The following is a 25,336-nucleotide window of genomic DNA, read 5'->3' as shown; positions in this document are numbered from 1 at the left end:
CGTGGAGACAGGGGCCTCAAGTGCCCGTTCGCGCTTCTCGCGCGGCTGTGTGGCTGTGTGGGAGGTTTAGACCAGGTGCGGCTCGTGCGAGCTGAGGTAGCGGCGTCCGCCCACGACGACGGCGATCGCCAGGGCCATGGCAGCTGCGGCCGCGAAGAACGGAACCTGCGGCCCGAAGTGCTCGCCCAGCTGGGCAGCGGCGAACGGCGCCAGCGCACCGCCCATCCAGCGCACGAAGTTGTATCCGGCGGAGGCCACCGGCCGCGGCGAATCGGACACGCCCATCGCCAGTTCGGTGTAGATGGTGTTGTTGATCCCCAATAGCGCGCCGGAGACCACCACAAGGACGACGACGGCGGGAACCGAATGCCCCGCGGCCAGCCCGAGACCGACAAGGTCCAGCAGGAGCAGTGCCAGGGTGCCGCTGAGCACCCGGACGGCGCCGAAGCGCCGCTGCAGCGCCGGTGCCACGAAGACCGAGAAGACGGCCACCGCGACGCCCCAGCCAAAGAACACGCCGCCGATGCCGTACGCATCCATGCCAAGAATGAACGGCGTGAAGGCGAGGATGGTGAAGAAGCCGTAGTTGTAGAAGAGCCCGCTGGCCGCCGTCGTGCGCAGCCCCTTGTGACCCAGCGCCAGCAACGGATCCCGCAGCCGGACTTTGCGTTCCGGCAGCGGCGTCCGGGGCAGCAAGGCGATCAGGGCGATGAAGGCCGACGCCATCAGCACCGCGGTGCCGAAGAACGGGGCGCGCCACTGCCAGCCGCCGAGCAGGGCGCCCAGCAGCGGACCGAGCGAGATGCCCAAGCCCAGCGCCGCCTCGTAGAGGATGATGGCCGTTCCCGCACCGCCGCTGGCAACGCCGACGATCACGGCGAGCGCGGTGGCGACGAAGAGTGCGTTGCCCAGGCCCCAGCCGGCGCGGAATCCGACCAGTTCACTCACACTGCCGGAAATGCCGGAAAGGGAGGCGAACACGACGATGATGGCGAGGCCGGTCAGCAGCGTGCGCTTGCCGCCGATCCGGGAGGAGACGAAACCGGTCACCAGCATCGCGATCGCGGTGACCAGAAAGTAGCTGGTGAACAGCAGCGAGACCTGGCTGGGGCTGGCGTCCAGGTTCTTGGCGATGGCCGGCAGGATGGGATCCACCAGCCCGATGCCCATGAAGGCGAACACCGCGGCCAGGGCGGTGGCCCAGACTGCCTTGGGCTGCTTGAGTAGGGAGGCCTTTTCGGCCTCGAGGGTTGAGGTTGCTTCCGGCGCGGGTGCCGTGAGCTGGCCGTCCATGGAGGGCGCTCCTTGCGTTGTGGTTCGGTCCAGGCTGCTGGCCTGGCTGTTAGGGCTGGACTGAGTCGTTGATCCTGCCGATCACCGGGAGGGCGTCAGCGAGGGCCTTCCGTTCCTGGTCCGTAAGGGTGCCGAGAATCCCTGCCATCACTTCGTTGCGGCGGGTGTTGGCGGATTCGACGGCGGTATGGCCCTCTCGGGTGAGGTTGACGCGCACGGCCCGGGAGTCGGCCGGATCAATCTCGCGCCGGACCAGCCCAGCCCGCTCAAGCTTGATGATCTGCTCGGTCGCACTGGGCACCTTGACGCCGAGGTTACGGGCGATTTCACCGACCCGGACGCCGCCGTCGTCGGCGCTGTCCAGCAGCATCTTCAGCGTGCTGAGCTGGGCGGCGCTGAGTTCGCCGTCGGCGTCCAGCCGCCGCACCAGATAGATACTGTGGCGCAAAGCCTCACGGAAGTCCCGGGAAAGTTCGAGCAGGGCTGCATCTGCCTGGTCGGGGTGGTCGCTCATAGTTAGGAAGCCTAACAGTTAGGCTCCCTAATGGTCAAGCTGCGGGTCCGATGACGCGTCAGCCTCGCTAACGCTGTACTTTAGAAAGGCTGATTTGTAACCGCCGTCACCTAACCGGCGGACCGTACTAAGGATTGTTGACATGCCCCAACAGACAACGGCGGAGCAGCGAGCTGCCTCCAGCCGGGACACTGAGCCCCATCTCGCCCGCTCGCTGAGCAACCGGCACATCCAGCTGCTCGCCATCGGCGGCGCCATCGGTACCGGACTCTTCATGGGCTCCGGCAAGACCATCTCGGTCGCCGGACCGTCCGTGATCTTCGTCTACATGATCATCGGCTTCATGCTGTTCTTCGTCATGCGAGCCATGGGCCAGTTGCTGCTGTCCAACCTGAACTACAAGTCCTTCAGCGACTTCGCCGGCGACCTGCTGGGTCCCTGGGCCGGTTTCTTCACCGGCTGGACCTACTGGTTCTGCTGGGTGGTCACCGGCGTCGCCGACGTGATCGCGATCGCCGGTTACGCCGATCAGCTGTGGCCCGGAATCCAGCTATGGGTTCCGGGAATCGCGACCATCATCATCCTGCTGCTGCTGAACCTGCCGACGGTGAAGGCCTTCGGTGAGACGGAGTTCTGGTTCGCCCTGATTAAGATCGTGGCCATCGTGGCGCTGATCGTCGTGGGCCTGGTCATGATCTTCACCGGCTTCCAGTCCAACGCCGGCACCGCCAGCTTCAGCAACCTCTGGAACCATGGCGGCTTCTTCCCCAAGGAGTTCATGGGCTTCGTTGCCGGTTTCCAGATCGCCGTCTTCGCGTTCGTGGGAATCGAGCTGGTGGGCACCGCCGCGGCCGAAACCAAGAACCCGGAGCACAACCTGCCGCGGGCGATCAACGCCATCCCGCTACGCGTCATGCTGTTCTATGTCGGCGCCCTGATCATCCTGATGTCGGTCACCCCGTGGACCGGTTTCAAGGCCGGCCAGAGCCCGTTTATCGCCATGTTCTCCCTTGCCGGCCTCGGCATGGCCGCCACCGTGGTCAACCTCGTGGTGCTGACGTCCGCGATGTCCTCGGCCAACTCCGGCATCTACTCCACCTCCCGGATGGTGTACGGACTGGCGAACGACGGCGACGCGCCCAAGCTCTTCGGCCGGCTCTCCAGCCGCAAGGTCCCGCAGAACGCGCTGTTCCTGTCCTGCGTGCTGCTGCTCGCCGGCGTTGCCCTGCTCTACGCGGGCAAGGACGTCGGCGTCGCCTTCGACATGGTCACCACAGTCTCAGCCGTCTGCTTCATGTTTGTCTGGAGCATCATCCTGGCCAGCTACCTGGTGTTCCGGAAGCGCCGTCCGCAGCTGCACACGTCCTCCACGTTCAAGATGCCCGGTGGCATTCCGATGGTGTGGGTCGTCTTTGCCTTCTTCGCCTTCCTGGTCTGGGCACTGACCACGCAGCCGGACACCCTGGTGGCCCTGCTGGTGACGCCGGTGTGGTTTGCCATCCTCGGTGTGGCCTACGCCGTCGTCCGACGTTCGCCGCTGCACCAGGCACGCGTGGCCGAGTGGAACGCCATGGCCGACGCCGAAACCACCGCTGCCGTCCGCGCCTGACGCTCCCGCAACTCCGGCAGGCCAGCGGCCGACGCTACCTCAGCTCCACAGCTTAAACGACGGACCCTCCTTCACTTGATGTGAGGGAGGGTCCGTCGTTTGCGGTGCAGCAGGTACAGCTAGACGGCGGCTTTGGCTTCCGCCACGAGAGCACAGACCGCCGGAAACAACGGGTGCTGGGCGTCCAGGCCGGTAATCCTGGCTGCGGCGTCCTCCGGGGTGGAGGAGTTCAGGATCTGCGCGAGCTCAACGGCCTCGGCGTCGGCCGGGTCGTTGAAGCGCAGCGCGGCGGCCATCGCCCCCAGCAGCGCTTCCGGAACGATGCCGCGCTCCGCCAGCTCGGCCGCGGGGCCGACGAACCGCTCGTGCCGGCTGAGTTTGCGCAGTGGCGCCCTGCCGACCCGGTTTACGGTGTCCGGCAGGTGGGGGTTGGAGAAGCGTCCGAGGATCTTCTGCACGTAGGCTTCCTGCTCCTCGCGGTTGAAGCCATGCTTGGCCACCAGCAGTTCCTTGGTCTCATCCAGCACCGCCCGCACATCGGCGGCGACGTCCTGGTCCGCCATCGCCTCGGCTATCTTGGCCAGGCCCGCGTCGAAACCGAAGTAGGCCGCGGCGGCGTGCCCGGTGTTCACCGTAAAGAGCTTGCGCTCGATGTAGGGCGCAAGGTCATCGACGAAGGTGGCCCCCGGAATGACCGGCTGGTTGCCGCTGAACGGAGTACGGTCGATGACCCACTCATAAAACGTCTCCACCGTGACGTCCAGGCCCTGCCCGGCTTCCTGGTTGGGCACGATCCGGTCCACCGCCGTGTTGGCGAACACGGCCGCGTCAGCCAGGGACCCGGCGGCCGGATCCCATTGGGCAGTAATTTCGGATTTCAGGATGTCGGTCGCGTTGATGGCGTTTTCGCAGGCCATGACCTGCAGCGGCGCCAGGTCCGCCGCCCGGGCCGCGATCCCCTTGGCGATGACCGGCGCCACGAACTTCAGGATGTGCGGCCCGACGGCGGTGGTGACGATGTCCGCCGTCGCGATCTCCCGGACGACGTCGGCTTCCTGGGTGCCGGAGTTCAACGCGCGGAAGTTGTCCACGGTCCGCACGGCCGGGTCGTCCCCCACCTCATGGACCTGATAAGTGTCCGCCTCGGCGAGCTGGGTGATGAGGGCCTCCGCGACATCCGCGAACACCACCTCGTACCCGGCGTCATGCAGCAGCAGTCCGACAAACCCGCGGCCGATGTTTCCGGCTCCGAAATGTACAGCCTTCACTAGGAATTGACCTTTCCGAACAGGTCGAGCACTTCATCGACGGTGGTGGCCGCCTCCAGCTGCGCGACCTGGGCCTTGTTGGTGAAGACCTTGGCAATGGAGGACAGGATCTGGAGGTGCTCGTTGTTGACGCCGGCGACGCCGACGACGAACTTGACCTCTTTGCCGTTCCAGTCGATGCCGTTCGGGTAGCGGACCACCGAGACTGCGGACTTCCGGATGTGGTCCTTGGCGGCGTTGGTGCCGTGGGGGATTGCGAGGTAGCTGCCCATATACGTGGAGACGGACTCCTCACGCTCGTGCATGGCGTCCAGGTAGCCGGCGTCGACGGCGCCGCGGTCCAGCAGCAGCCGTCCGGCCTCGTCGATCGCGGCGTCCCGCGTGGCCGCGCTGCCGCTGAGGACCACGCTGTCGGCCGCCAGGATGCCGGACGGTCCTGCCGCTTCAGGTTCGGTGGTCACGACCGTTGCCGCAGAGGCACCGGCAGCTCCGCCTGCCGCCGCAGTGCCTGACGTCGTCCCCGGAGCGCCGACCCCGGAGGCGTCCGCCGGCGCGTTGCTGCTGCGGACCAGGTCCACGATCTCGTCGTACCGGGGCGAGTTCATGAAGTTATCCACCGAGACGTGCACGGCGCTGGAGGTTGCGGGCTTGGCCCGCTCCGTCAGGTCCTGGTGCGTGATGACGACGTCGTAGCTGTCGCTGAGGTTCGCGATGGCGGAGTTCGTGACCTTGACGTCCGGGTAACCGGCAGCCTTGATCTTGTTCCGCAGCACCGAGGCGCCCATGGCACTGGATCCCATGCCAGCGTCGCAGGCAAAGACGATGTTCTTGACCGGCCCGGCCAGCACCGCAACACCGCCGGCGCCGGCACCCGCACCCGCACCCGCGAGGGCTGACGAGACGGAGCTCTTTTTGCCCTTCATGGCCTCCATCCGGGTGGTGGCCTCACCGAGTTCGTCACCCTCGACGTCCTTGCTGGCCTTGAGAATGACGGAGGCGATCAGGAAGGACACGGTCGCTGCCAGCAGCACGGACAAAGCCACACCAAAGAAGCTGTCCGCCGGAGTAGCAGCGAATACCGCGAGAATGCTGCCGGGGGCCGCCGGCGAGCGCAGGCCCGCGCCGGTCAGGACGAGGGTGAAGATACCGGTCATGCCGCCGCCGATCGCGGCGAGGATGATGATCGGCTTCATCAGCACGAACGGGAAGTAGATTTCGTGGATGCCGCCGACGAACTGGATCAGCGCCGCGCCGGGGGCCGAGGCTTTGGCCATGCCCTTGCCGAAGACCATGTAAGCCAGCAGGATGCCGACGCCCGGGCCGGGGTTGGCCTCGAGCAGGAAGAGGATGGACTTGCCCTGCGCGAGCGCCTGCTCCGTGCCCAGCGGGGTCAGGATGCCGTGGTTGACGGCGTTATTCAGGAACAGGACCTTCGCCGGCTCGATGAAGATGCTCGTGAACGGCAGCAGGCCGTTGTTGACCAGGAACTCGACGACGGCACTCGCGCCGTTGCTGAAGCTCTTCACGATCGGGCCGATCACCAGCATGCCGAAGATGGCCATGATGGCCGAGACGATGCCCGCGGTGAAGTTGTCGATCAGCATCTCGAAGCCGGGCTTGACCTTGTTCTCCCAGAGGCTTTCGAGCTTCTTCAACAGCCACGCCGTCAGCGGGCCCATGATCATGGCGCCGATGAACATCGGGATGTCCGTTCCGACAATCACGCCCATGGTGGCGACCGCGCCGACGACGCCGCCGCGCACGCCATAGACCATCCGGCCGCCGGTGTAGCCGATCAGCAGCGGCAGCAGGTAGGTGATCATCGGGCCGACCAGTTTGGCCAGGTCGCCGTTGGGGGTGAAGCCGGCCGGGATGAAGAAGGCGGTGATAATGCCCCAGGCGATAAAGGCACCGATGTTCGGCATGATCATGCCGGACAGGAAGGTGCCGAACTTCTGGACGCCAACCCGCACGCTGCTCCGGGGTTTTGCAACTGTCTCTGTTGCCATGTGATTTCCTAACCGTGATTCCTGCTGCACCGCAGGATTGTCCGATATTTTCGACGAGCTAACTGGTGGAGCTGGTAGAGATCCGGTGAAGCCATTCGAGGAAGAGCTTGAGTTCCGAGCTGGAGAGCTGGTCCGAGTGCGAGGCCTGCAGGGCCGCGTTCAAGGCGATCGCCGCCACCACGACCGGCGACTTTCCGGAGTCGGGCTCGGCTTCCCGGGCCTGCTCCGTGGAGACGGCAAAGATCATCGCGTCGCGGGTCATGGTGGAGAGCTCGAGGTTGCGCTCCGGCGCCTTCTCGGTGATGAGCATCAGGGTCACGCCGACGTTGGCAGCCAGGATGCTCCGGGCGGCCTCCTTGGGCGGTACCGCGAGCTGCCCGGCCACGGCTGCCTTGTTGAGCATTTCCTCCATCAGCGCCTCGGCGTCGGCGACGACGGCGGGACGGCTTTCCGGGCGGATGTTGCCGAACATGACCAGGTACAGCTCCGGCTGCTTAAGCCCGAACTGCACGTGCTGGTCCCACATCCGCCGAATGTCCTCCAGCGGCTGCCCGGACGGGGCAAAGTCCCTCTCCCCCGCGACGTACTCCTCAAAACCGGCGGCGACGACAGCGTCAAACAAACCTTCCTTGTCGCCGAAGTGATGGTAGAGGGTGGGCGCAGTGACACCCGCCAGCTGGGTGATCTGCCGCGTGGAGACTGCGGCTCCTCCCGACTTGGCCAGCAATCCGGCCGCTGCTCGGAGCAGCCGCACCTTGGGCGGCAGCTGGCCATCGATACTCATAGCCGCTACCCTAGCACCTATAGCAACGCTATATGAAGTGCATCACATAGACTTTTTCAGGGACCCCGTTGACGTGCAACGGGTGGCCGGTTGACGAAGCGGACAGCCACAGGAAATGTAGGCATAAGCGGATCAGCGGCGGCACCTGAACCGATTTACTGGCTCACCGCAGGGAACGAGGACATTCAGTGCAGAACTTCCAAGGAGTAGGCGTCAGCCCCGGCCGGATTATCGGCACCATCCGTCAAATGCCGAAACCGGTCAGTGAGCCGCCGGCGGGTGAACAGCTGCCGACCGGCGTCACCGCCGAGGACGCGGCGGCGGCCCTCAAGACCGCAGCCAAGGCAGTGCACGACGAGCTCAAAGCCCGGGCCGAAACCGTCAGCGGTGACGGCAAAGCGGTGCTGGAGGCGACGGCGCTGATGGCCACAGACACCATGCTGCTGAAGTCCGCGGCAAAGCTGATAGGCCGCGGCACCTCCAACCAGCGGGCCATCTGGGAGGCGGGCGCCTCCGTCTCCGAGATGCTGCACAACCTGGGCGGCTACATGGCTGAGCGTGCCACGGACGTCCTGGACGTCCGGGCGCGGATCGTGGCCGAACTGCGGGGTGTTCCAGCCCCGGGTATCCCCTCCTCCCCGACGCCGTTCATCCTCATTGCGGAGGATCTCGCACCGGCGGATACGGCCACGCTCGATCCGGAGAAGGTGCTGGCGCTGCTCACGGCCGGCGGTGGACCCCAGTCGCACACCGCGATCATCGCCCGCTCGCTCGGCCTGCCCGCCGTCGTCGCCGCAGCCGGCGTGGACGCTCTGCCGGACGGCACCGAGGTCTTCGTTGACGGCGCCGCGGGCACCATCACGGCGGAACCGGAGGCCGCCCAGCGCGCAGCCGCGGAGCAGTGGGCTGCGACCGCCTCGTTGCTGGCGGAGTTTGATGGAACCGGCGCGACGGCGGATGGCCACCTCGTGCCGCTGCTCGCCAACGTCGGGGGCGCCAAGGACGCCGTGGCCGCCGCACGGCTGAATGCCCAGGGCGTGGGCCTGTTCCGGACCGAGTTCTGTTTCCTTGAACGCGACACGGAACCGACCGTAGAGGAGCAGGCGGCCGCGTACAAGGGTGTCTTCGACGCCTTCCCCGGCAAGAAGGTCGTACTCCGCACCCTGGATGCCGGCGCCGACAAGCCGCTGCCGTTCCTGACCGACGCCACCGAGCCCAACCCGGCCCTCGGCGTGCGTGGTTACCGGACCGATTTCACCACCCCCGGCGTCCTGGAACGCCAGCTGCGGGCGATCGCGCAGGCGGACCAGGACTCCGAGGCGGACGTCTGGGTGATGGCCCCGATGATCTCGACAGCGGAAGAGGCCGCGCGGTTCGCTTCCCTGTGTGCCGAGGCTGGAATCAAGACCCCCGGCGTCATGGTGGAGGTGCCGTCGGCGGCCCTCACGGCCGAGGCCATCCTGCGCGAGGTGTCCTTCGCCAGCCTGGGCACCAACGACCTGACCCAGTACGCCATGGCAGCGGATCGGCAGCTCGGCCCGCTTGCAGCGCTCAATACCCCCTGGCAGCCGGCGGTGCTGCGGCTGGTTGGCCTCACGGTCGAGGGCTCGGCCGCGGAAGGCCACGGCAAGCCCGTGGGCGTGTGCGGCGAGGCAGCAGCGGATCCGGCCCTCGCCGTCGTTCTAACCGGTCTGGGCGTCACCACCCTGTCCATGACCGCCCGTTCGATCGCCGCCGTGGCAGCGGTCCTGAAAACCGTCACCCTGGCCGAGGCGCAGGAGCTGGCCAAGCTGGCCCTGTCGGCCCCGACCGCCACCGAGGCGCGGGCCTGGGTGCGCGCGAAGCTGCCGGTGCTGGAAGAACTCGGCCTGTAAGGGAAGCCGGGCGCTCCCGGGGCGCTAGGATGCAGTTCATGACACTGATCGCTCCCCGGGTGACGGCCGGCCTTCCGGCTGAGGACGCCCAGACGCTGCAGTACGCGCTCAAGGGCAGCAGTGACATCACGGTGTTCGTCGACGGGACCGTGCACCGACTGCCGGACACCGCGCGGGACGCCGTCATCGACCTGCTGGGGCGTTTCAGCCGCGGTGAGTCCGTGACCGTCAGCAGCGTGGAGGAGATGCTGACGACGTCGAAAGCGGCGGAGCTGGCAGGCATCTCGCACACCTACCTGCGGAACATGACCGACCGGGGGGAGATTCCGGTCGAGTACCGGGGCACGCACCGACGGATCCGGCTCGCGGACATCATGGCGTGGCTGGAGACCCAGAAGAAGAAGACCGCAGCGGAAACGGCAGCGGACGCGGACTCCGCTGGCGTTGAAGATGACGGCCGCACCGACGGTTCGTGACGGCGTGGTAAGGATCCAACAACGATCCCGGCCCCGTGCGGAGGCGCGGCGAAGGCCGGGGTTACGCTTGGATTGTGGGTAAGTTCAGAGGGTGGCACTTCCTGGCCGGCATAGCCGCCATGGTGGCCACCGGCATCCTCGGAACCGTGATGGGTCTGAACAACACCGCAGCGTTCATGGCCGGCTGCGTCGCGTTTGTGGGCGTCGCCCTGTGGACCGACAGCCGGATTTCCCGGCACAGGGATAAAGCAGCCCGGCAAACCACGTCCGAGCAGGCCCACGGGCCGGCCGTGCGGGACGACCGCTGACCTGCACCGGCCGGCCGGCCAGCTAAATCCTCGGCCTCTCGGCCCAGCGCCGCGCTTTCAGCGCCGCGTGCAGTTCCAGCCGGACCATGCCCTTGAGCGGATCGACGCCCAGCACCTGCCTGATCCTCCCGAGCCGGTTGTAAACGCTGCTGCGGTGCAGGTGCAGTTTGCCGGCCACCTCCTGGACCGAACTGTCGTTGTCGTAGAAGAGTTCCAGCACCGGCAGCAGCTCCCCGTTCCGGTCATGGTCCTCCAGCATCCGGAAGTATACGGACCCCGCGTCGGCCCAGGCGCCGGCACCCCCGCCGGCCGAGGCCAGCAACTGGTACAGGCCGGTGGACCGGCAGTCCACGAGTTCACCGAGCTGGGGATCGACGGCCGCCGCCTGCGCCGCCTGGCGGGACTGGCGGTACGCTTCGGCCAGACCACGCGGCCGGGAGAACCCCTCCGAGGTGCCCAGAATAATCCGCCGGACCGGACGGCCCGCACGTTTGGCCAGCTCCAACTGGTAGTGGACCAGCACCTGGGCGTGATCGGCACGGCCGGTGGACTCTTTGAAGAGCACCACGGCATGCGTCTCGGTCCCGGCGCTGAACAGTGCCGCGTCCACCCCGATGGTCGCCTGGAGCGCGGCGGAACGGTGGATCAGCGTGGAAGCGATGGGATCGGAGCCCTCCGCCCAGCCGTCGGCGTCGAGCACCGTCACGAGCTGCCACGGGCCCCGGCCCTGCACTTCCTTCCAGCCCGCGACGGCCGCGACGGCGTTCGCCTCGCCCCGGCACGCGGCCAGGAATTCTTGTTCGCGCCGGCGTCGGAACTCGGATTCGGCGGTGTTGGAGTCCAGCAACAGGGCCGACAGCTGCTCCAGTTCGGGCGCCACATCGGGCAGCTGCGCCAGGACGGTACCGGCGGTGGGCTCTTCGGCGTCGAGCTGGACCCAGAGGTAGCCCACCCGGAACCCGCGGACCAGCAGGGGCACGCAGACCCGCCCGAGCATCCCAAGTTCCTCATTGGCGGGGACAACCACGGGGCGCACCGCGGTGGCGATGCCGTGCGAGAGCTGCCAGGCGCTGACGTCCACCGGCACGCGCTTGCTGAGCAGGAAGTTCACCCGGACGCGGTCCGCGTGCGACTGGTTGGAACTGTAGGCCAGCAGGACGCCGTCGAGGTCTTCGAGCGAGAGCCCGCGGCCCAGCCGGAGAGCAACGCGCTCCACGAGCTGCTCCACGTCCTGCTGTTGCATGCTGCCACATTACTGCCCAGCGGCGGTTGCCGGCGAACCGGGCCGCAACGGACAGCAGGCGACACCTGCCGCCCTCCGGGTCGACGAATGTCGAACGCAATTTTCTCTGAGCCGCGGAATGACGGGAAAACCGACTTAGCCAGCCGCGGCAGCCTTGTCGCGTGCCTCACAGGCGGTTCTATTCTGGAAACACGTCTTCCCCCATACACCCGGCCCAACGGCCGCCACCACTGGAGCCCAAAAATGATCATCGGTGTCCCTAAAGAGATCAAGAACAACGAATTCCGCGTCGCCATCACAGCCGCTGGCGTGCACGAGTTCCGCACTCACGGCCACACGGTGCTGGTGGAGCGCGGCGCGGGCCTGGGCTCGGGCATCACTGACGAGGAATACTCCATCGCCGGGGCCGAAATCGTTGCCGAGGCCGACGACGTCTGGTCACGTGCCGACATGGTCATGAAGGTCAAGGAACCGGTTGCCGCCGAATACCACCGCTTCCGCAAGGGCCTGATCCTGTTCACCTACCTGCACCTGGCCGCCGAGCCGGAGCTGACCCAGGAACTCATCAACAGCGGCGTCACTGCCATCGCCTACGAGACCGTCCAGGACGGCCGGTCGCTGCCCCTGCTCGCGCCGATGTCCGAGGTTGCGGGCCGGCTCTCGGTCCAGGTCGGTGCCACCTCACTGATGGCCCCCGCCGGCGGCAAGGGCGTGCTGCTCGGTGGCGTTCCCGGCGTGCGCCCGGCCAAGGTCGTCGTCCTGGGCGCCGGCGTTGCCGGCACCAACGCTGCCGCAATGGCCCTTGGCCTCGGTGCCGACGTCACCATCCTGGACATCAACATCAACCGTCTGCGTGAACTCGATGCGCAGTACCAGGGCCGGTTGAAGACCGTCGCGTCCAACGCTTACGAGATCGAAAAGTCGGTTGTCGACGCCGACCTCGTGATCGGCTCGGTGCTGATCCCCGGAGCGAAGGCACCCAAGCTCGTCACCAACGAGCTGGTTTCGCGGATGAAGGCCGGTTCCGTGCTGGTGGACATCGCCGTGGACCAGGGCGGCTGCTTTGAGGACACCCACCCCACCACGCACCAGGAACCCACGTACAAGGTCCACAACACGATCTTCTACTGCGTGGCCAACATGCCCGGCGCCGTGCCGAACACCTCCACCTACGCGCTGACCAACGTCACGCTGCGCTACGCCGTCGCGCTGGCCAACCTGGGCGTCAAGGCCGCGTTCGAGCGTGACGCTGCCCTGGCCGGGGGCCTGAACATCGCCGCCGGCAAGGTCGCGCACCGCTCGGTCTCGGAAGCCCACAACCTGCCCCTCGTGGCCGACTGGCACGAACTCGTCTCCGCGTAAGTCAGACCGTCATCGTCCCGCTGCGCTGGGCGACAGACTTCCTCTGGGATGCCCGTCGTCCAGCGTTGCGTGCGTTAAAGGCGCCTATTCACCAGCTCCCGCGCCTGCTCAATCAGCGTGAGGACCTCGACGGCGTCCTTCGGGTCGACCGGGAGCGGCAGGGGGGAGGCCGCGCCGCCGTCGGTGATCTTGTCGGCCAGGAGCCGGTAGAACTCGGGGTAGTCGCCGCGCTCGGTGGGCAGCCGGTCGAGGTGGCCGTCGCGGCCCACCAGCCCCGCCCAGTCCCGGTCCTCCAGCCCGTAGTCGGCGTCCAGCGGGCTGCCGCCCGAGGCCAGGTACGGTTCCTGCGGGTCGACGCCGTGCTTGGTGAAGCCGCCTTCGTTGCCGAGGACGCGGAAACGCGGGCCCTGCTGGGCGCAGAGCAGGTTCATCGAGAGGTGGCTGGTGACGCCGGTGTCGTGGCGCAGGGCCAGGAACACGTCGTCGTCGGCCTGTCCGGTGGGCCGGCGGACGGCGAGCTCGGCATGGGTGACGGTGGCCGGACCAAAGAGTTGCACGGCCTGGTCCAGCAGGTGCGTGCCGAGGTCGAACAGGGCGCCGCCGCCGTCGCCCGCTGTGGCGGCCGCCTTCCAGGGCTTGGTGACAGCCGGCGACCAGCGCTCAAAGCGCGATTCGAACCGCGTGACTGTGCCGAGGATGCCGCGCTCCAGCAGGCCGCGGACGGTGAGGAAGTCCCCGTCCCAGCGCCGGTTCTGGAACACAGTCAGCACCCGCCCCAGGCTCGCCGCAACGTCGACCAGTTCCGCGCCGTCGGCGCTGGTCACAGTGAAGGGTTTGTCGACGACGACGTCGAGGCCCGCCTCCAGTGCGGCCTTCGCCAGCCGATAGTGCGTCGCCGGCGGCGTGCCCAGGACGAGCAGGTCCAGGTGCCCTGCAAGTTCGAGGATGCCCGCCGGGGGTGTCGACGATCCTGGCGGCCGGATAGCGGGCAGCAGCGTCCGCTTTCCTTCCGGCGTCCGAAGTGGCAATGACGTCCAGGGAAAAAGCAGGGTTGGCGGCGATCAGCGGCGCGTGGAACACGCTGCCGGAAAGGCCGAACCCTGCGACGGCGGTACGGATCGGCGCCGGCGGGGCAGGGGCCGTCGAAAGCGAAGTCATAGCTCCACGCTACCCGCGGCCCCCGCCCGCCGCTCCCTCAGCTCCGGCAACAAAACAGCCGGCGCTCCCCCACAAGGTGAGGAAGCGCCGGCTGAAAAGCGGCTATAGCTGAGGGAGCGTCGGAAAGGGAGTTACTTCTTTTCCCAGCCGATGGTGGTCCAGTCCGGAACCTGGGACAGGCTCTTGAACAGGGAGGGGCCGTAGTTGGCCAGACCGGTGCGCGCGAAGGAGATCTGCGGACCGTTCATCACGACGCCCATGGAGAAGTACTTCGCCATGTGCTCCTTCTCAACCTCCATCGCCGCCTTGTTGCGCTCGGCGTCATCGGCGATGGTGGAGAGCTTCTTGATCTTGGCGTCGAGCTCCGCGTCGCCAAGCTTGTTCGTGTTCGTCTTGGAGTCGTAGAACTGCTTGACGGAATCGGTGGCGTCGGAGCCGACGGTGTAACCCGAGATGCTCAGGAAGAAGTCGCGGCTGCCCACGACCTTGCCGAAGTCGGCGGAACCGCGCTGGTCGATTCCGACGTCCATGCCGCCGGCCTGAAGCTGCTTCTGCAGCGTCTGGGCAAAGGCAAGGGTGGTGGGATCGTCGCCGAAGTTGCTGATCTTGAACGCGGCGGGAACGCCGTCCTTCTCCATGATGCCTGCCGCGTTGGCCTTGTAGCCCGCGTCGGTCAGGACCTTCTTGGCAGCGTCCGGACCGCTCTCGGTGACGGGGTAGTTGTCCTGGTAGTACTTCGAGAACGGCAGGAGCATCATTGAGCCCGAGCTTTCCTCTTCCCAGTTCAGGCCGTTGAAGCGGACCTTGCGCAGGGCCTCGCGGTCCACAGCGGTGAAGATCGCCTTGCGGATCGCGACGTCGGTCATCGGCGCCTTCTGGGCGTTGATGTTCAGACCGCCGGCGAACAGGCGCTGGCCACGGCGGACCTCGGAATTCTTGGTGCCGTCCAGCTGCTTGTAGAGCGAAATGGTGTTGGCGGAAACGCCGTCGATCTCGCCGTTCTTGAACGCGGCGATCTGGGCGCTGGTTTCCAGCTGGCGGAAGACGACGCTCTCCAGGACCGGCTTGGTGCCCCACCACTTGTCGTTGGGGACCATGGTGACGGTCTTGGCGGCGGCGTCGTACTTGTCGACCTTGAACGGGCCGGCCATCCACTCCGGGTGCATCTCACCGGTGAAGCCGGTGTTGAAGATCTCCGGGGTGTTCACCGCCGGGTGAACAAACCCGGTGAAGAGGGAGTCAAGCGGGTAGACCGGCTGGGTGGTGGTGACAACAACTTCCTTGTCGCTGGCACCGGCCCTTGACGGAATCGACAAACTCGTACGCGCCGGAGCTGACGACGTCGATGTCCTTGTTCTGGCCGTTGAGCATCTTCCAGGTGTTTTCGAACGTCTTGGCGTCGATCGGTGTGCCGTCGTTGAACTTGGCCTTGTCGTTCACCTTGATGGTGATGGTCTGCTTGCCGTCCTTGACCTCGCTCTTGACGTCCTCGCAGAAATCCTTATTCGGCGTGGCCGTGCCGTCGAAGTCGAAGTTCCAGCAGCCCCACGTGCCGGCCTGGTCGATCGGCCGGTGCAACGCGGTGTTGTCGGCGCTGTTGCCCGTGTTGGAGAAGCCGTTGAAGTCGGGCCCGATGTTGCCCAGCGGCAGGGTGACCTTGCCGCCCGGCTGCAGATCCTTGGCGTCCTTGGCGTTGATGCTGATGAGCTTGGACAGGTCGCTTCCGGATTCCTGCCCCTTGGCGGTCTCGGGGCCGCCCTTGGCCGCACCCCCGCCGCCGCCGCAGGCGGTCAGCGCAAGCGCTGCCACGACGGCGGAAACGCCGCCGATCTTGGTCAGATTCTTCATTTTTCCCCTCATTTTCTTCTGTTGCAGTGCTGCGTCTGACGGGTAAGTCAGATGGATTCGTGGACAACGAGCATGTCCGCGTCCAGTTCGCCGTCCGGGTAGAAACAGGCGAATTGCTGGTCAGTGGAGGCCGACGGCGTTGCGTCGGCCGGGCGGCCGGTAGCCGCAGCGGATGCCGCCGCGGCTTCCAGCAGCGGTGCTGCGGTTCCCGGCAACGGTGCTGCGGTTTCCAGCAGCGGTTCAAGGGTCAGGCACTTCTCCTGCTTGGCGGCGGGGAGCGCGGCAAAGACCGGGCAGCGGGTGGCAAAGTTGCAGCCCTTCGGGGCATCGAGCGGCGAGGGCAGGTCGCCTTGCAAAATGATGCGTTCGCGGGTGCGTTCCAGCTTGGGGTCCGGCACCGGGATCGCCGAGAGCAGCGCCCTGGTGTACGGGTGGCGCGGATTATCAAAGACGTCGTCCACATCTCCGATTTCCACGATCTTGCCCAGGTACATGACGGCCACCCGGTTGGAGATGTGGCGGACCACGGACAAGTCGTGGGCCACCATGAGGTAGCTGAGCCCCAGTTCGGCGCGGAGCTTGTCGAGCAGGTTGATGACTCCGGCCTGGACGGAAACATCCAGCGCGGACACCGGCTCGTCCAGGACCACCAGTTTGGGGTTCACCGCGAGGGCGCGCGCAATACCGATGCGCTGGCGCTGGCCTCCGGAGAACTGGTTGGGGAACCGGTTCACGTGGTCCGGCTGCAGGCCTACGAGCTCCATCAGCTCCATGATGCGTTTGCGGATCGCTGGCTTGGCCATCCCCGAGTTCTCCAGCGGTTCGGCCAGCACCTCGTACACGGTGAAGCGCGGATCCAGGGCTCCGGTAGGGTCCTGGAACACCATCTGGAGTTCCTTGCGCATGGCGGACTTGGTCCGGGCGTCCGAGGCGGCCTTGTTGCTGAGCCCGCCGATCAGGACCTCACCATCCTGGTCCCGGTGGAATTCCATGATTTCCAGCAGGGTCGTGGTCTTGCCGCAGCCGGACTCCCCCACGATCGAGAAGCATTCGCCTTCGCGGATGTCGAAGCTCAAGCCGTCGACAGCCTTGACCGTACCGATCCGGCGCTTGATCAGCGCACCCTTCATCAGCGGGAAGTGCTTTCGGACCTCCTTGAGTTCCAGGACCGCCTTGCGGTCGGCGCGCGGCACCGCGTCGAAGCGGGACACCGGCACGTCCGGGGCCCGGAAGACCTCGCGGACATCCACCTCGAGGCCCAGCGAGTCCGTCTTGATGCAGGCCGCCCGGTGCGGCAGGCCGCCGTCGAGGTTGTCCCCGCCCACCGGCCAGAGTTCGGGTTCGCCCTTGAGGCAGGATTCGCTGACCAGCGGGCAGCGCGGGGCGAAGGAGCAGCCGGTGGGCGTGTGGATGAGGTTCGGCGGGATGCCTTCAATCGGCACCAGCGAGGTCTTCTCGGCCACATCCACCCGGGGCACGGCTCCCAGCAGGCCCATGGTGTACGGCATCCGGGGGTTGTAGTAGATGTCATCGACGCTGCCGGTTTCCACGGGCTTGCCGGCGTACATCACCATGATGTCGTCCGCCATGCCAGCCACGACGCCCAGGTCGTGCGTGATCATGACGACGGCGGCGCCGGTTTCCTCCTGTGCGGTGTGCAGCACCTCAAGCACCTGCGCCTGGATGGTGACGTCCAGCGCCGTCGTCGGCTCATCCGCAATCAGCACGCGCGGGTTGTTCGCGATCGCAATGGCGATCATCACGCGCTGGCGCATGCCGCCGGAGAACTCATGCGGGAAGGCCTTGAGCCGGTCCTTGGGACTGGGGATGCCCACCATGCCGAGCAATTCGACGGCGCGTGCTTCCTTGGCCTGTTTGCTCATCGTCGGGTTGTGCACCGTGAGCGCCTCGACGATCTGGGCCCCCACCGTATAGACGGGGGTCAATGAGGACAGCGGGTCCTGGAAGACCATGGCGATGTCGTTGCCGCGGAACCGGCACATCGCCTTGTCGCTCAGGCCCAGCAGTTCGTTGCCCTTGAGGCGGACCGAACCGGTCACCTCGGCGGTGTCCGGCAGCAGGCCCATGATGGCCATGGAGGTGACGGACTTGCCCGATCCCGACTCGCCGACAATGCCGAGGGTCTTGCCGGGCATCAGGTCGAAGTCGATGCCCCGGACCGCGTGCACTACCCCGTTCTCGGTGTTGAAGCGGACGTTGAGGTCCCGGACGGAGAGCACGGCGTCGCTTGGGGCATGCAGGCCGGCGACGTGCAGGCGCTCGGCGGTGCTCAGGTCGGTGGCGGTGATGTCGCTGCTCATGAGTTCTTCTTCTTTGCACTGGTCGCGGGACCGTTCTTTGCCACGGCACCGGTCTTCTTCTTTGCGCTGCCGATCGAGCTGGAACTCGGGTCAAAGGCGTCGCGGAGGCCGTCGTTCATCATGGCCAGTGAACCGGTCAGGAGGAACATCACGGTCAGCGGAACCCAAAACATCCACGGGAACGTGGACACCTGGGAAGTGGCCTGGCCGATCAGCACGCCCAGGCTCACGTCCGGGACCTTGATGCCAATGCCGATGAAGGAGAACGCGACTTCGGCCAGAATCGCGCCGGTCACGCCGCGGGTTATATCGAGGACCAGGAGCGAGCCGATGTTCGGCACCAGGTGGCGCCAGACAATGCGCCGGGCCGGGATGCCCATGTACTGTGCGGCCTTCACAAAGTCGCGTTGCATCAGCGACATCGACAGTGAACGGATCAAACGTGCCGTGCCCATCCAACTGAAGACCAGCAGCACGATGATCAGCAGCATCCAGCTGGGCAGGTTCTTCTTCAGCCCGTCTCCGCCGCCGCTGGTCGCCACGGCCACCACCAGGAGGGCCGGCATCATGATCAGCGCTTCCAGGATGAAGAGCATGACCTTGTCGACCTTGCCGCCGAAGTAGGCCATGGTGCAGCCGTAGACTGCCGCGATCAGGACGGAAACCAGACCCACGACCAGGCCGATCAGGATCGAGACCCGGGTGCCTTCCACTGTCAGGGCGTACAGGTCGATGCCGGCCTGGGAGGTGCCGAGCCAGTGTTCGGCTGAGGGTTCCATGCCGATGCTGAAGGGGTCGATCGTTTCCTTGTCCCAGCTGGAGAAGCTCCCGCCGACCAGGGACAGCACGGTCAACAGAGTGAAAATGATGAGGCCGGCGACGGCGGTCTTGTTGCGCAGGAAGCGCCGAAGGATGATCCTCGACTTCGCAATGACGACGTCGCTGTTCTCGATCTTTGCTTCTTCTGCGACCGCTGCGGGGTCGATGGCGTTCAGGTTCGTCATGGCTACTGCACCCGCACTCTCGGATCGACCAGGGTGGTGGCGAAGTCGGCAAGGATCGCCCCGATTGCGAAGATCACGGAGCCGTAGGCGAGCGTGGCCGTCGCGGCGTTGACGTCCTGCAGGGCGATGGCGTCGATGCTCCAGGACCCAACGCCGTGCCAGGCGAAGATCTTCTCCGCGAAGAAGCCGCCGGCGAAGATGGCCGGGATGGTGAAGGCGATGCTTTGGGCCACCGGAATGAACGACACCCGCAGGGCGTGCCGGCTGATGGCCTGGTTGCGCGTGAGGCCCTTGGCGCGGGCGGTGCGGACGAAGTCGGCGTTGACGTTGTCCAGCAAGTATTGGCGCTGGGCGATCTGGTAGGCGCCCCAGCCCACGATAGTGATGGCGAAGGTGGGCACGGCGTAGTGGGCGAGCATGTCCAGGAACTGGGCCCAGCCGTCGCCGTCCAGGCCCGGGGTGGAAATTCCCGTGACGAACAGGATGCGGTCGCCGACGGTTTCGTTGATGTTGATCGCGCCGAGCTGGACCAAAAAGTAGGCGATCGGGGCGGGCACGATGTACACGAGGTAGCTGTACGAGGTGATGGCCCGGTCGGAGAACTTGTATTGCCGGGCTGCTGTGTAGACGCCCAGGGCGACGCCGATGATCAGGGTCAGGATGATCGAGGCCAGGAACAGACGGGTGGAGATCCAGACCCTGTCACCGAACTCGGCGTTGATGAACGCCCCGTTGGGGCTGCGCCCCCAGTCCCAGCGGGTGACGATTCCGGTAAGCCAGTCCACGTACCGCTCCCAGGGGCTGAGGGCCGGGTCGAGGCCCTTGAGCCGGAAGGAGTTGGCGACCTGCTCGGGAGTTGGGCGCGGAATCCTTTCCTGCTCCAGCAACGCCGGCTGCAGGCTGGTGACGGCCAGGAAGTACCCGGCACTCGTGGTCAGGAAAATCATGAATGCATACGTAACGGCACGCTTGGCGAGGTATCGGAACATGGGACTAGATCAGGATTGCCGTTGCCTGCGAGGTGCCCGGCGCTACGGGACGGCCCGTGGCCGCTTGTCCGGGAGCCGGGTTCATTTCAACGTTCACAGCATGGTTCCTTCCGTCGTCCCCCGTGCGGCAGGGGGTCTCCGCTGCCGATCCGGGATTCCGGCCAGCGGGTGCCTGGCCACCCGCTGGCCTCTCGGCCGACCCCGTGGGGCTGTATGTTGCGGGTCACATTCCAGAGGAAACTACCACATAGGAATCGCGTGCTGGCGCGTAACAGGGAGCGAAACGGGAGGCCCACTACCAGATCGTTATGAAGAACCCACCGGGGCGCAATTGACTTGGCAGCCGGTGCGGAACTGGGCTAGCCTACGCGGGCTGCACAACGCGACTGGCCAGCTCGCGCCAGGACTCGATCAGCCGGTCGGGAGCGACGCCGTGGAGGCGGACCGCGTGCAGAATGCGCTCCGGCTCAAGGGTCGCAGCCAGGGCGCCTGCCATCAGCCAGGGGTCGGCCGTGACCCCGGCCTCACGCAGCAGCAGTTCCAGGTGGCGGCGCCAGAGCACTGCCGCCGGGACGTCAAAGCGGTTGTAGGCTGACGCGTCGGCGGCGCGGGCGAGGTCGCCGTATTCCAAAATCCAGACGATCCGCTCCGCTCCGACGGCAGTGAGCCGCTCCGTGGCCGGCGCGCCGGGACCCAGCGGCGGCGGGCCGAACATAAACCGGTCTTGGAACTGGGCCTCGGCATCGCTGAGCAGGCTCATCATGAGCCCCGCCCGGCTTCCAAATCGGCGAAAAACTGTCCCTTTGCCGACGCCGGCACGCCCGGCCAGGGACGCCATGGTGAGGCCGTCGACCCCGCACTCCTCGACCAGTTCCCTGGCGGCGCTCAGCAGCAGCTGTCGGTTGCGGGCTGCGTCCCGGCGCTCTGCCTGGGCGGCCTGGGCTTCGGGCCGGATTGGGATGAGGCTCACACGCCTCATTGTAGCGCTGGGGAATAAGAACCGGACCGCAGTCCGTTTAGCATGGATGAAGGCTCCCGAGCCTCCCCGCTTGTCCGGCCGCGGGTCCCGCGGCGCGATAGAAGGAGTTCCCATGTCCACCAACACCGTCCTCACCCTTGTCGGCAGCCTGCGCGCCGGCTCCACCAACGCCCAGCTCGCCGAGGCCATCCAGCTAAACGCTCCCGAGCAGGTCGAGGTAGTCATCCACGAAAGCCTCGGCAACATCCCGTTCTACAACGAGGACATCGACGTCGAGGGCCAGGTTCCCGCCGCCGCGGCGGCCCTGCGTGCCGCCGCCAGCGAGGCGGACAGCCTCCTCCTGGTGACTCCGGAATACAACGGCACCATCCCCGCACCGCTGAAGAACGCCATCGACTGGCTCTCCCGCCCCTTCGGTGCCGGCGCCCTCAGCGGCAAGCCGACCGCCGTCGTCGGCACCGCCTTTGGCCAGTACGGCGGCGTGTGGGCGCAGGACGAGGCCCGCAAGGCTGTCGGCATCGCCGGCGCCCGGGTGCTTGAGGACGTCAAGCTGGCCGTCCCCGGTTCCATGGTGCGTTTCGCCGAGGTGCACCCGAAGGATGATGCCGAGGTTGTGGAACAGATCAAGGGCGTTTTCCAGGCCTTTGCCGAAGCCCGCACGGCGGAAGCCGCGTAGCACCTCCGGCAGACAGACTGACACCCCCGGCAGCGCCCCCCACTGCCGGGGGTGTCCGTTGTCCGCCCGCGTTGTCCGCCCGCGGCGCCGTGAACAAATGTTTTCCCACTGACAACGCAGGACTGTATCCTTGACCTGTGACCCACGAAACACTTGATGCCGCCGCAGAGCTCCTTCCGGCCGAGGCTATTGACGCAATCGAACGTGCGGCTACGTCCGCCCACCGCCACGAGAGGCTTTTCTCGGAGCGCGCAGCAAACATCAAACAGTCGGCAGTCCGGGACGTCTTTGACATCTCCCTGCGCCCGGGCCTCGTCTCCCTTGCCGGCGGCAGCCCGTACCTTCAGTCGCTCCCGCTGGAGCGTCTCGGCGAGTCGGCAGCCAAGATCATCGCCGAGCAGGGGCTGACGGCACTGCAATATGGCGGAGGACAGGGAACGGAGGAGCTCCGGACCCAGATCTGCGAAGTCATGGCGGCCGAGGGCATCCTCGACGCGAAGCCGGAAAACGTTGTCATCACGGCCGGTTCGCAGTCCGCCCAGGATGTCGCCACCAAGGTCTTCTGCAACCCGGGAGACGTCATCCTGGTGGAGGACCCGACGTACGTCGGGGCGCTTAACACGTTCGAGGCGTACCAGGTGGAGGTGGGCACGGTGCCGATGGACGACGCTGGAATTGTTCCGGATCTCCTCGAGGCAAAAATTGCCGCCCTCCAGACGGCCGGCAAGAACATCAAGTTCCTGTACACCATCCCCAGCTTCAACAACCCGTCCGGCATCACCCTGTCCCCGGAGCGCCGGCAACAGGTAGTAGACATATGCCGCAACGCGAATATTTTGGTCCTCGAGGATAACCCTTACGGACTGCTCCGCTTTGACGGGCAGCCGTTGACCCCGCTGCGGGCCGGAAACCCCGACGATGTCATCTACATGGGCTCCTTCTCCAAGATCTTCGCGCCGGGGCTGCGGATCGGTTGGGCACTGGTTCCGGCGCACCTGCAGCGCCGCTACTACCTGGCCTCGGAGGCGGTCACGCTTTGCCCGCCGACGCTGAACCAGATGCTCGTCTCGGCGTACCTGCGCGACTACGACTGGCGCGGCCAGATCGCCACCTACCGAGGGCTTTACCGGGAACGCTGTGAGGCGATGCTCGCTGCCCTCGACAAGCACATGCCGGAGGGTTTGAGCTGGACGCGTCCCGAGGGCGGCTTCTTCATCTGGGTCACGCTGCCCGAAGGGGTCGACACGTACCCGTTGCTGCAGAAAGCCATTGATGCCGGCGTCGTGTTCATCCCCGGCGCGGCCTTCACCCACTCGGACGAGCCATCCAACAAGCTGCGGCTCGCCTTCAGCGCGGTGCCGCCTGAGGCCATCGAGGAAGGCGTGCGGCGGCTGGCGCCGGTACTGCAGGAAGCCGTCGCGGCGTTGTAGCCTGAAGCATTGCTGTGGCTTGATCTGTGCTTGACCAGAGGAGATCTCATGACCGGAATCATCGTTGTCGGCGTCGATGGCAGCGAGACTGCCCTGAGGGCGGCTCACACCGCCCGCGACCTGGCCGCCTCCTTGGGCGCCACACTGCATGTGGTCAGCGCCTTCGACAGTGACCGGACCGAGGTGTTCGGAAGCGGCAGCGACCGGTGGGTCGTTTCGGATGCCGGCGAGGCCGAAAAGGTGGCCAAGGGCATTGCCGACAGCCTGCGCACCGGCGGCACCAACGTCACCTACGCCGCCGCCCGCGGCAAGCCTGCGGAGGCCCTCATCCACGAGGCTGAGCGTACCGAGGCACAGCTGATCGTGGTGGGCAACCGCCGGATGCGCGGCCTCGGCCGGGTCCTGGGGAGCGTCGCGAACAGCGTGGCCCACGGCGCCCCCTGCGACGTCTACATCGCCAAAACCGACTTGGCCGAATAAACCGCAAGTCCGAAGACCAGCCGGCGCCACACCCAGGCGCCGGCTGCTTCCTAGGCCTGTGACGCGGGCTCCGTGGTCCTCAGCATCCGGCGGAGGATCTTGCCGGAGGATGACTTCGGCACTGCGTCGATGAACTGGACGCGGCGGATTTTCTTGAACGGCGCTACTTTGCCGGCCACAAATTCCTCCACGGCCGCCTCGTCCAGCTGTTCGCCAACCTCGCCCGGTTGCCGCACGACGAAGGCCATCGGCACCTCCTGGCCGTCGGCGTCGGGCGTTCCGATCACAGCGGCGTCGGCGATGCCAGGGTGGGTGAGCAGGAGCGCCTCGAGTTCGGCCGGGGCGATCTGGTAGCCCTTGTACTTGATCAGCTCCTTGAGCCGGTCCACAATCGTCACCACACCGTCCGCCCCGACCGTGGCGATATCGCCGGTGCGCAGGAAGCCGTCCGGGTCCAGGGTGTCAGCGGTCTCCTCCGGCCGGTTCAGGTAGCCGAGCATCACGTTGGGCCCCCGGCACAGCAGATGGCCCGGTCCGCTGGTTCCCTCGGCCGGAACCTCTATTTCCTCGCCCGTTGCGGGGTCCACCAGCCGGCACTCCATGTTCGGAACGGTGTAGCCGACCGAGCTGACGGGCACCTCGGTGGCGTCAACCGGGATGAGGTGCGATACCGGGCTCATCTCCGTCATGCCGTAGCCCTGCAGAACCCTGCAGCCCAGCCGTTCCGCCAGCCGGGTGCCAAGCTCACCGTCCAGCGGCGCCGCTCCCGACAGTGTGGTGTGGACGGAGCCCAGGTCATATTCCGCAACCATCGGGTGCTTGGACAGGGCCACAGCGACCGGCGGGGCGATGAACAGGTACGTGCACCGGTGGTCCTGGATCATGCGCAGGAACTCGGCAAGGTCGAACTTCGGAATGGTGATCAGCCGCGCCCGCTCACGAAGCGCCAGGTTCAGCAGCACGGTCAGTCCGTAGATGTGGAAGAACGGCAGCAGCGCCAACAGCCGGTCCTCGGGCGTGACCTTGAGCAGGGCGCGCGACTGCTCAACGTTCGCGACCAGGTTCCGGTGGCTAAGCATCACGCCCTTGGGCCGGCCGGTGGTCCCGGAGGAGTACGGCAGCACCGCGACGTGGGTCGCCGGATCAAAGCTGACGTCCGGGGCCGGAGCGCCGGACGTCAGCAGATCCCGCAGTGAAGGGTGCCCCTCCGCTCCGTCCAGCACCACCAAGCGGTCAGCGGGGATCCCGGCTTTTTCGGCCGCCTCACGGGCGGCCGGCAGCAGGGCGGAGATCGTGAACAGCCAGCTGGCTCCCGCGTCGGTGAGCTGCTTTTCGACCTCGTCGGCCGTGTACAGCGAGTTGATGGGCGTCACGGTTGCGCCCGCGCGGAGCAGGCCATGGAAGACGACGGCGAAGGCCGGGATGTTCGGGCAGAGGATGGCAGCGACGCCGTGGACACCCAGTCCCTGGGCGGCGACGTAGCCAGCCACAGCGTTGATCCCATCGCGCAGCTCGCGGTAGCTCGTTTCGGTGCCGCTCGTTCCGTCAACGACGGCGACCCGGCCCAGGTCCTCTTCCTGCAGACCGCCGAAAAGGTACTCGTAGAGGCTGATGTCCGGGATATCAACAGCGGGGAACGGGCTAGAGAACACCAAAATCTCCTTTGATCGGCGTGGGCCGCTCCGTTGCGGCTGGTGCCACTCTAGTGCCG

At 66.4% G+C, this 25,336-nt stretch carries 19 protein-coding genes and 2 pseudogenes; 8 read left to right on the top strand and 13 right to left on the bottom strand.

Annotation, left to right across the window (positions count from 1 at the left end; translation table 11 throughout):
- Window positions 1-66 precede the first annotated feature (66 nt).
- Window positions 67-1,293 carry an MFS transporter gene (locus tag QFZ61_RS04265; protein WP_307033622.1) on the bottom strand — a complete coding sequence of 409 codons (1,227 nt, stop codon included), beginning with the start codon at window positions 1,291-1,293 and terminating at the stop codon, window positions 67-69.
- Between the two features lie 49 nt (window positions 1,294-1,342).
- Window positions 1,343-1,807 carry a MarR family winged helix-turn-helix transcriptional regulator gene (locus tag QFZ61_RS04260; RefSeq protein ID WP_307033620.1) on the bottom strand — a complete coding sequence of 155 codons (465 nt, stop codon included), beginning with the start codon at window positions 1,805-1,807 and terminating at the stop codon, window positions 1,343-1,345.
- Between the two features lie 142 nt (window positions 1,808-1,949).
- Between QFZ61_RS04260 and cycA the strand changes: the two genes are divergently transcribed.
- Window positions 1,950-3,416: a D-serine/D-alanine/glycine transporter gene (gene cycA, locus QFZ61_RS04255; protein ID WP_307033618.1), complete on the top strand. Its 1,467-nt coding sequence runs from the start codon at window positions 1,950-1,952 to the stop codon at window positions 3,414-3,416.
- A 119-nt stretch (window positions 3,417-3,535) separates the two neighbouring features.
- Here cycA and QFZ61_RS04250 read toward each other — a convergent pair whose 3' ends face one another.
- Genes QFZ61_RS04250 through QFZ61_RS04240 form a run of 3 tightly spaced genes read right to left on the bottom strand, consistent with a single transcriptional unit; the run spans window position 3,536 to window position 7,477 of the window.
- Window positions 3,536-4,684 carry a mannitol-1-phosphate 5-dehydrogenase gene (locus QFZ61_RS04250; protein ID WP_307033616.1) on the bottom strand — a complete coding sequence of 383 codons (1,149 nt, stop codon included), beginning with the start codon at window positions 4,682-4,684 and terminating at the stop codon, window positions 3,536-3,538.
- Window positions 4,684-6,693 carry a PTS mannitol transporter subunit IICBA gene (locus QFZ61_RS04245; protein WP_307033614.1) on the bottom strand — a complete coding sequence of 670 codons (2,010 nt, stop codon included), beginning with the start codon at window positions 6,691-6,693 and terminating at the stop codon, window positions 4,684-4,686. Before QFZ61_RS04245 ends, QFZ61_RS04250 begins: the two co-directional genes overlap by 1 nt.
- A 58-nt stretch (window positions 6,694-6,751) precedes the next feature.
- Window positions 6,752-7,477 (bottom strand): TetR/AcrR family transcriptional regulator, encoded by a 726-nt coding sequence (locus tag QFZ61_RS04240; RefSeq protein ID WP_307033612.1) that lies wholly within the window; start codon window positions 7,475-7,477, stop codon window positions 6,752-6,754.
- Between the two features lie 188 nt (window positions 7,478-7,665).
- Here QFZ61_RS04240 and ptsP point away from each other — a divergent pair, with 188 nt between their 5' ends.
- From ptsP to QFZ61_RS04225, 3 genes are all read left to right on the top strand, one after another.
- Window positions 7,666-9,351 carry a phosphoenolpyruvate--protein phosphotransferase gene (gene ptsP, locus QFZ61_RS04235; protein ID WP_307033609.1) on the top strand — a complete coding sequence of 562 codons (1,686 nt, stop codon included), beginning with the start codon at window positions 7,666-7,668 and terminating at the stop codon, window positions 9,349-9,351.
- 38 nt (window positions 9,352-9,389) lie between these two features.
- On the top strand, window positions 9,390-9,827 hold the full coding sequence (locus tag QFZ61_RS04230; RefSeq protein WP_307033607.1) for a helix-turn-helix domain-containing protein: 438 nt from the start codon (window positions 9,390-9,392) through the stop codon (window positions 9,825-9,827).
- Window positions 9,828-9,901: 74 nt separating this feature from the next.
- Window positions 9,902-10,135 carry a hypothetical protein gene (locus QFZ61_RS04225; RefSeq protein ID WP_307033605.1) on the top strand — a complete coding sequence of 78 codons (234 nt, stop codon included), beginning with the start codon at window positions 9,902-9,904 and terminating at the stop codon, window positions 10,133-10,135.
- 22 nt (window positions 10,136-10,157) lie between these two features.
- On the opposite strand, the gene QFZ61_RS04220 is transcribed toward QFZ61_RS04225, so the two are convergent.
- The gene (locus QFZ61_RS04220) at window positions 10,158-11,378 is read right to left on the bottom strand and encodes a CdaR family transcriptional regulator (protein WP_307033604.1); all 1,221 of its coding nucleotides are present in this window, start codon (window positions 11,376-11,378) and stop codon (window positions 10,158-10,160) included.
- A gap of 243 nt (window positions 11,379-11,621) precedes the next feature.
- Here QFZ61_RS04220 and ald point away from each other — a divergent pair, with 243 nt between their 5' ends.
- Window positions 11,622-12,740 (top strand): alanine dehydrogenase, encoded by a 1,119-nt coding sequence (ald, locus tag QFZ61_RS04215; RefSeq protein WP_307033602.1) that lies wholly within the window; start codon window positions 11,622-11,624, stop codon window positions 12,738-12,740.
- A gap of 74 nt (window positions 12,741-12,814) precedes the next feature.
- On the opposite strand, the pseudogene QFZ61_RS04210 reads toward ald, so the two are convergent.
- From QFZ61_RS04210 to QFZ61_RS04185, 6 genes and pseudogenes are all read right to left on the bottom strand, one after another.
- Window positions 12,815-13,898, bottom strand: a pseudogene (locus tag QFZ61_RS04210) (Gfo/Idh/MocA family oxidoreductase).
- A gap of 131 nt (window positions 13,899-14,029) precedes the next feature.
- A pseudogene (locus QFZ61_RS04205) lies at window positions 14,030-15,746 on the bottom strand (ABC transporter family substrate-binding protein).
- A gap of 47 nt (window positions 15,747-15,793) precedes the next feature.
- Window positions 15,794-18,067 (bottom strand): ABC transporter ATP-binding protein, encoded by a 2,274-nt coding sequence (locus QFZ61_RS04200; protein WP_307033599.1) that lies wholly within the window; start codon window positions 18,065-18,067, stop codon window positions 15,794-15,796.
- Entirely contained in the window at window positions 18,064-19,071 is a 1,008-nt protein-coding gene (locus tag QFZ61_RS04195) for an ABC transporter permease (protein WP_307033597.1), read from the bottom strand. Before QFZ61_RS04195 ends, QFZ61_RS04200 begins: the two co-directional genes overlap by 4 nt.
- Before the next feature lie 2 nt (window positions 19,072-19,073).
- On the bottom strand, window positions 19,074-20,060 hold the full coding sequence (locus QFZ61_RS04190; RefSeq protein WP_307033594.1) for an ABC transporter permease: 987 nt from the start codon (window positions 20,058-20,060) through the stop codon (window positions 19,074-19,076).
- Window positions 20,061-20,424: 364 nt separating this feature from the next.
- A complete protein-coding gene (locus QFZ61_RS04185; protein WP_373427127.1) occupies window positions 20,425-21,030 on the bottom strand; it encodes a TetR/AcrR family transcriptional regulator in 606 nt (201 codons plus the stop codon).
- Window positions 21,031-21,151: 121 nt separating this feature from the next.
- Between QFZ61_RS04185 and QFZ61_RS04180 the strand changes: the two genes are divergently transcribed.
- The 3 genes from QFZ61_RS04180 to QFZ61_RS04170 all read left to right on the top strand — a co-directional run bounded on the left by QFZ61_RS04180 (window position 21,152) and on the right by QFZ61_RS04170 (window position 23,625).
- Window positions 21,152-21,715 (top strand): NAD(P)H-dependent oxidoreductase, encoded by a 564-nt coding sequence (locus QFZ61_RS04180; protein ID WP_307033590.1) that lies wholly within the window; start codon window positions 21,152-21,154, stop codon window positions 21,713-21,715.
- Window positions 21,716-21,852: 137 nt separating this feature from the next.
- Window positions 21,853-23,145 (top strand): PLP-dependent aminotransferase family protein, encoded by a 1,293-nt coding sequence (locus QFZ61_RS04175; protein WP_307033588.1) that lies wholly within the window; start codon window positions 21,853-21,855, stop codon window positions 23,143-23,145.
- A gap of 48 nt (window positions 23,146-23,193) precedes the next feature.
- Window positions 23,194-23,625 carry a universal stress protein gene (locus QFZ61_RS04170; protein WP_307033586.1) on the top strand — a complete coding sequence of 144 codons (432 nt, stop codon included), beginning with the start codon at window positions 23,194-23,196 and terminating at the stop codon, window positions 23,623-23,625.
- A 50-nt stretch (window positions 23,626-23,675) separates the two neighbouring features.
- Here QFZ61_RS04170 and QFZ61_RS04165 read toward each other — a convergent pair whose 3' ends face one another.
- Entirely contained in the window at window positions 23,676-25,277 is a 1,602-nt protein-coding gene (locus tag QFZ61_RS04165; RefSeq protein WP_307033584.1) for an AMP-binding protein, read from the bottom strand.
- Window positions 25,278-25,336: the final 59 nt, after the last annotated feature.

This window comes from Arthrobacter sp. B3I4, from assembly GCF_030816855.1.
Lineage (GTDB): Bacteria > Actinomycetota > Actinomycetes > Actinomycetales > Micrococcaceae > Arthrobacter.
The sequence above is the reverse complement of the archived record's forward strand: the minus strand, read 5'-3'. Positions and strand labels throughout refer to the sequence as shown.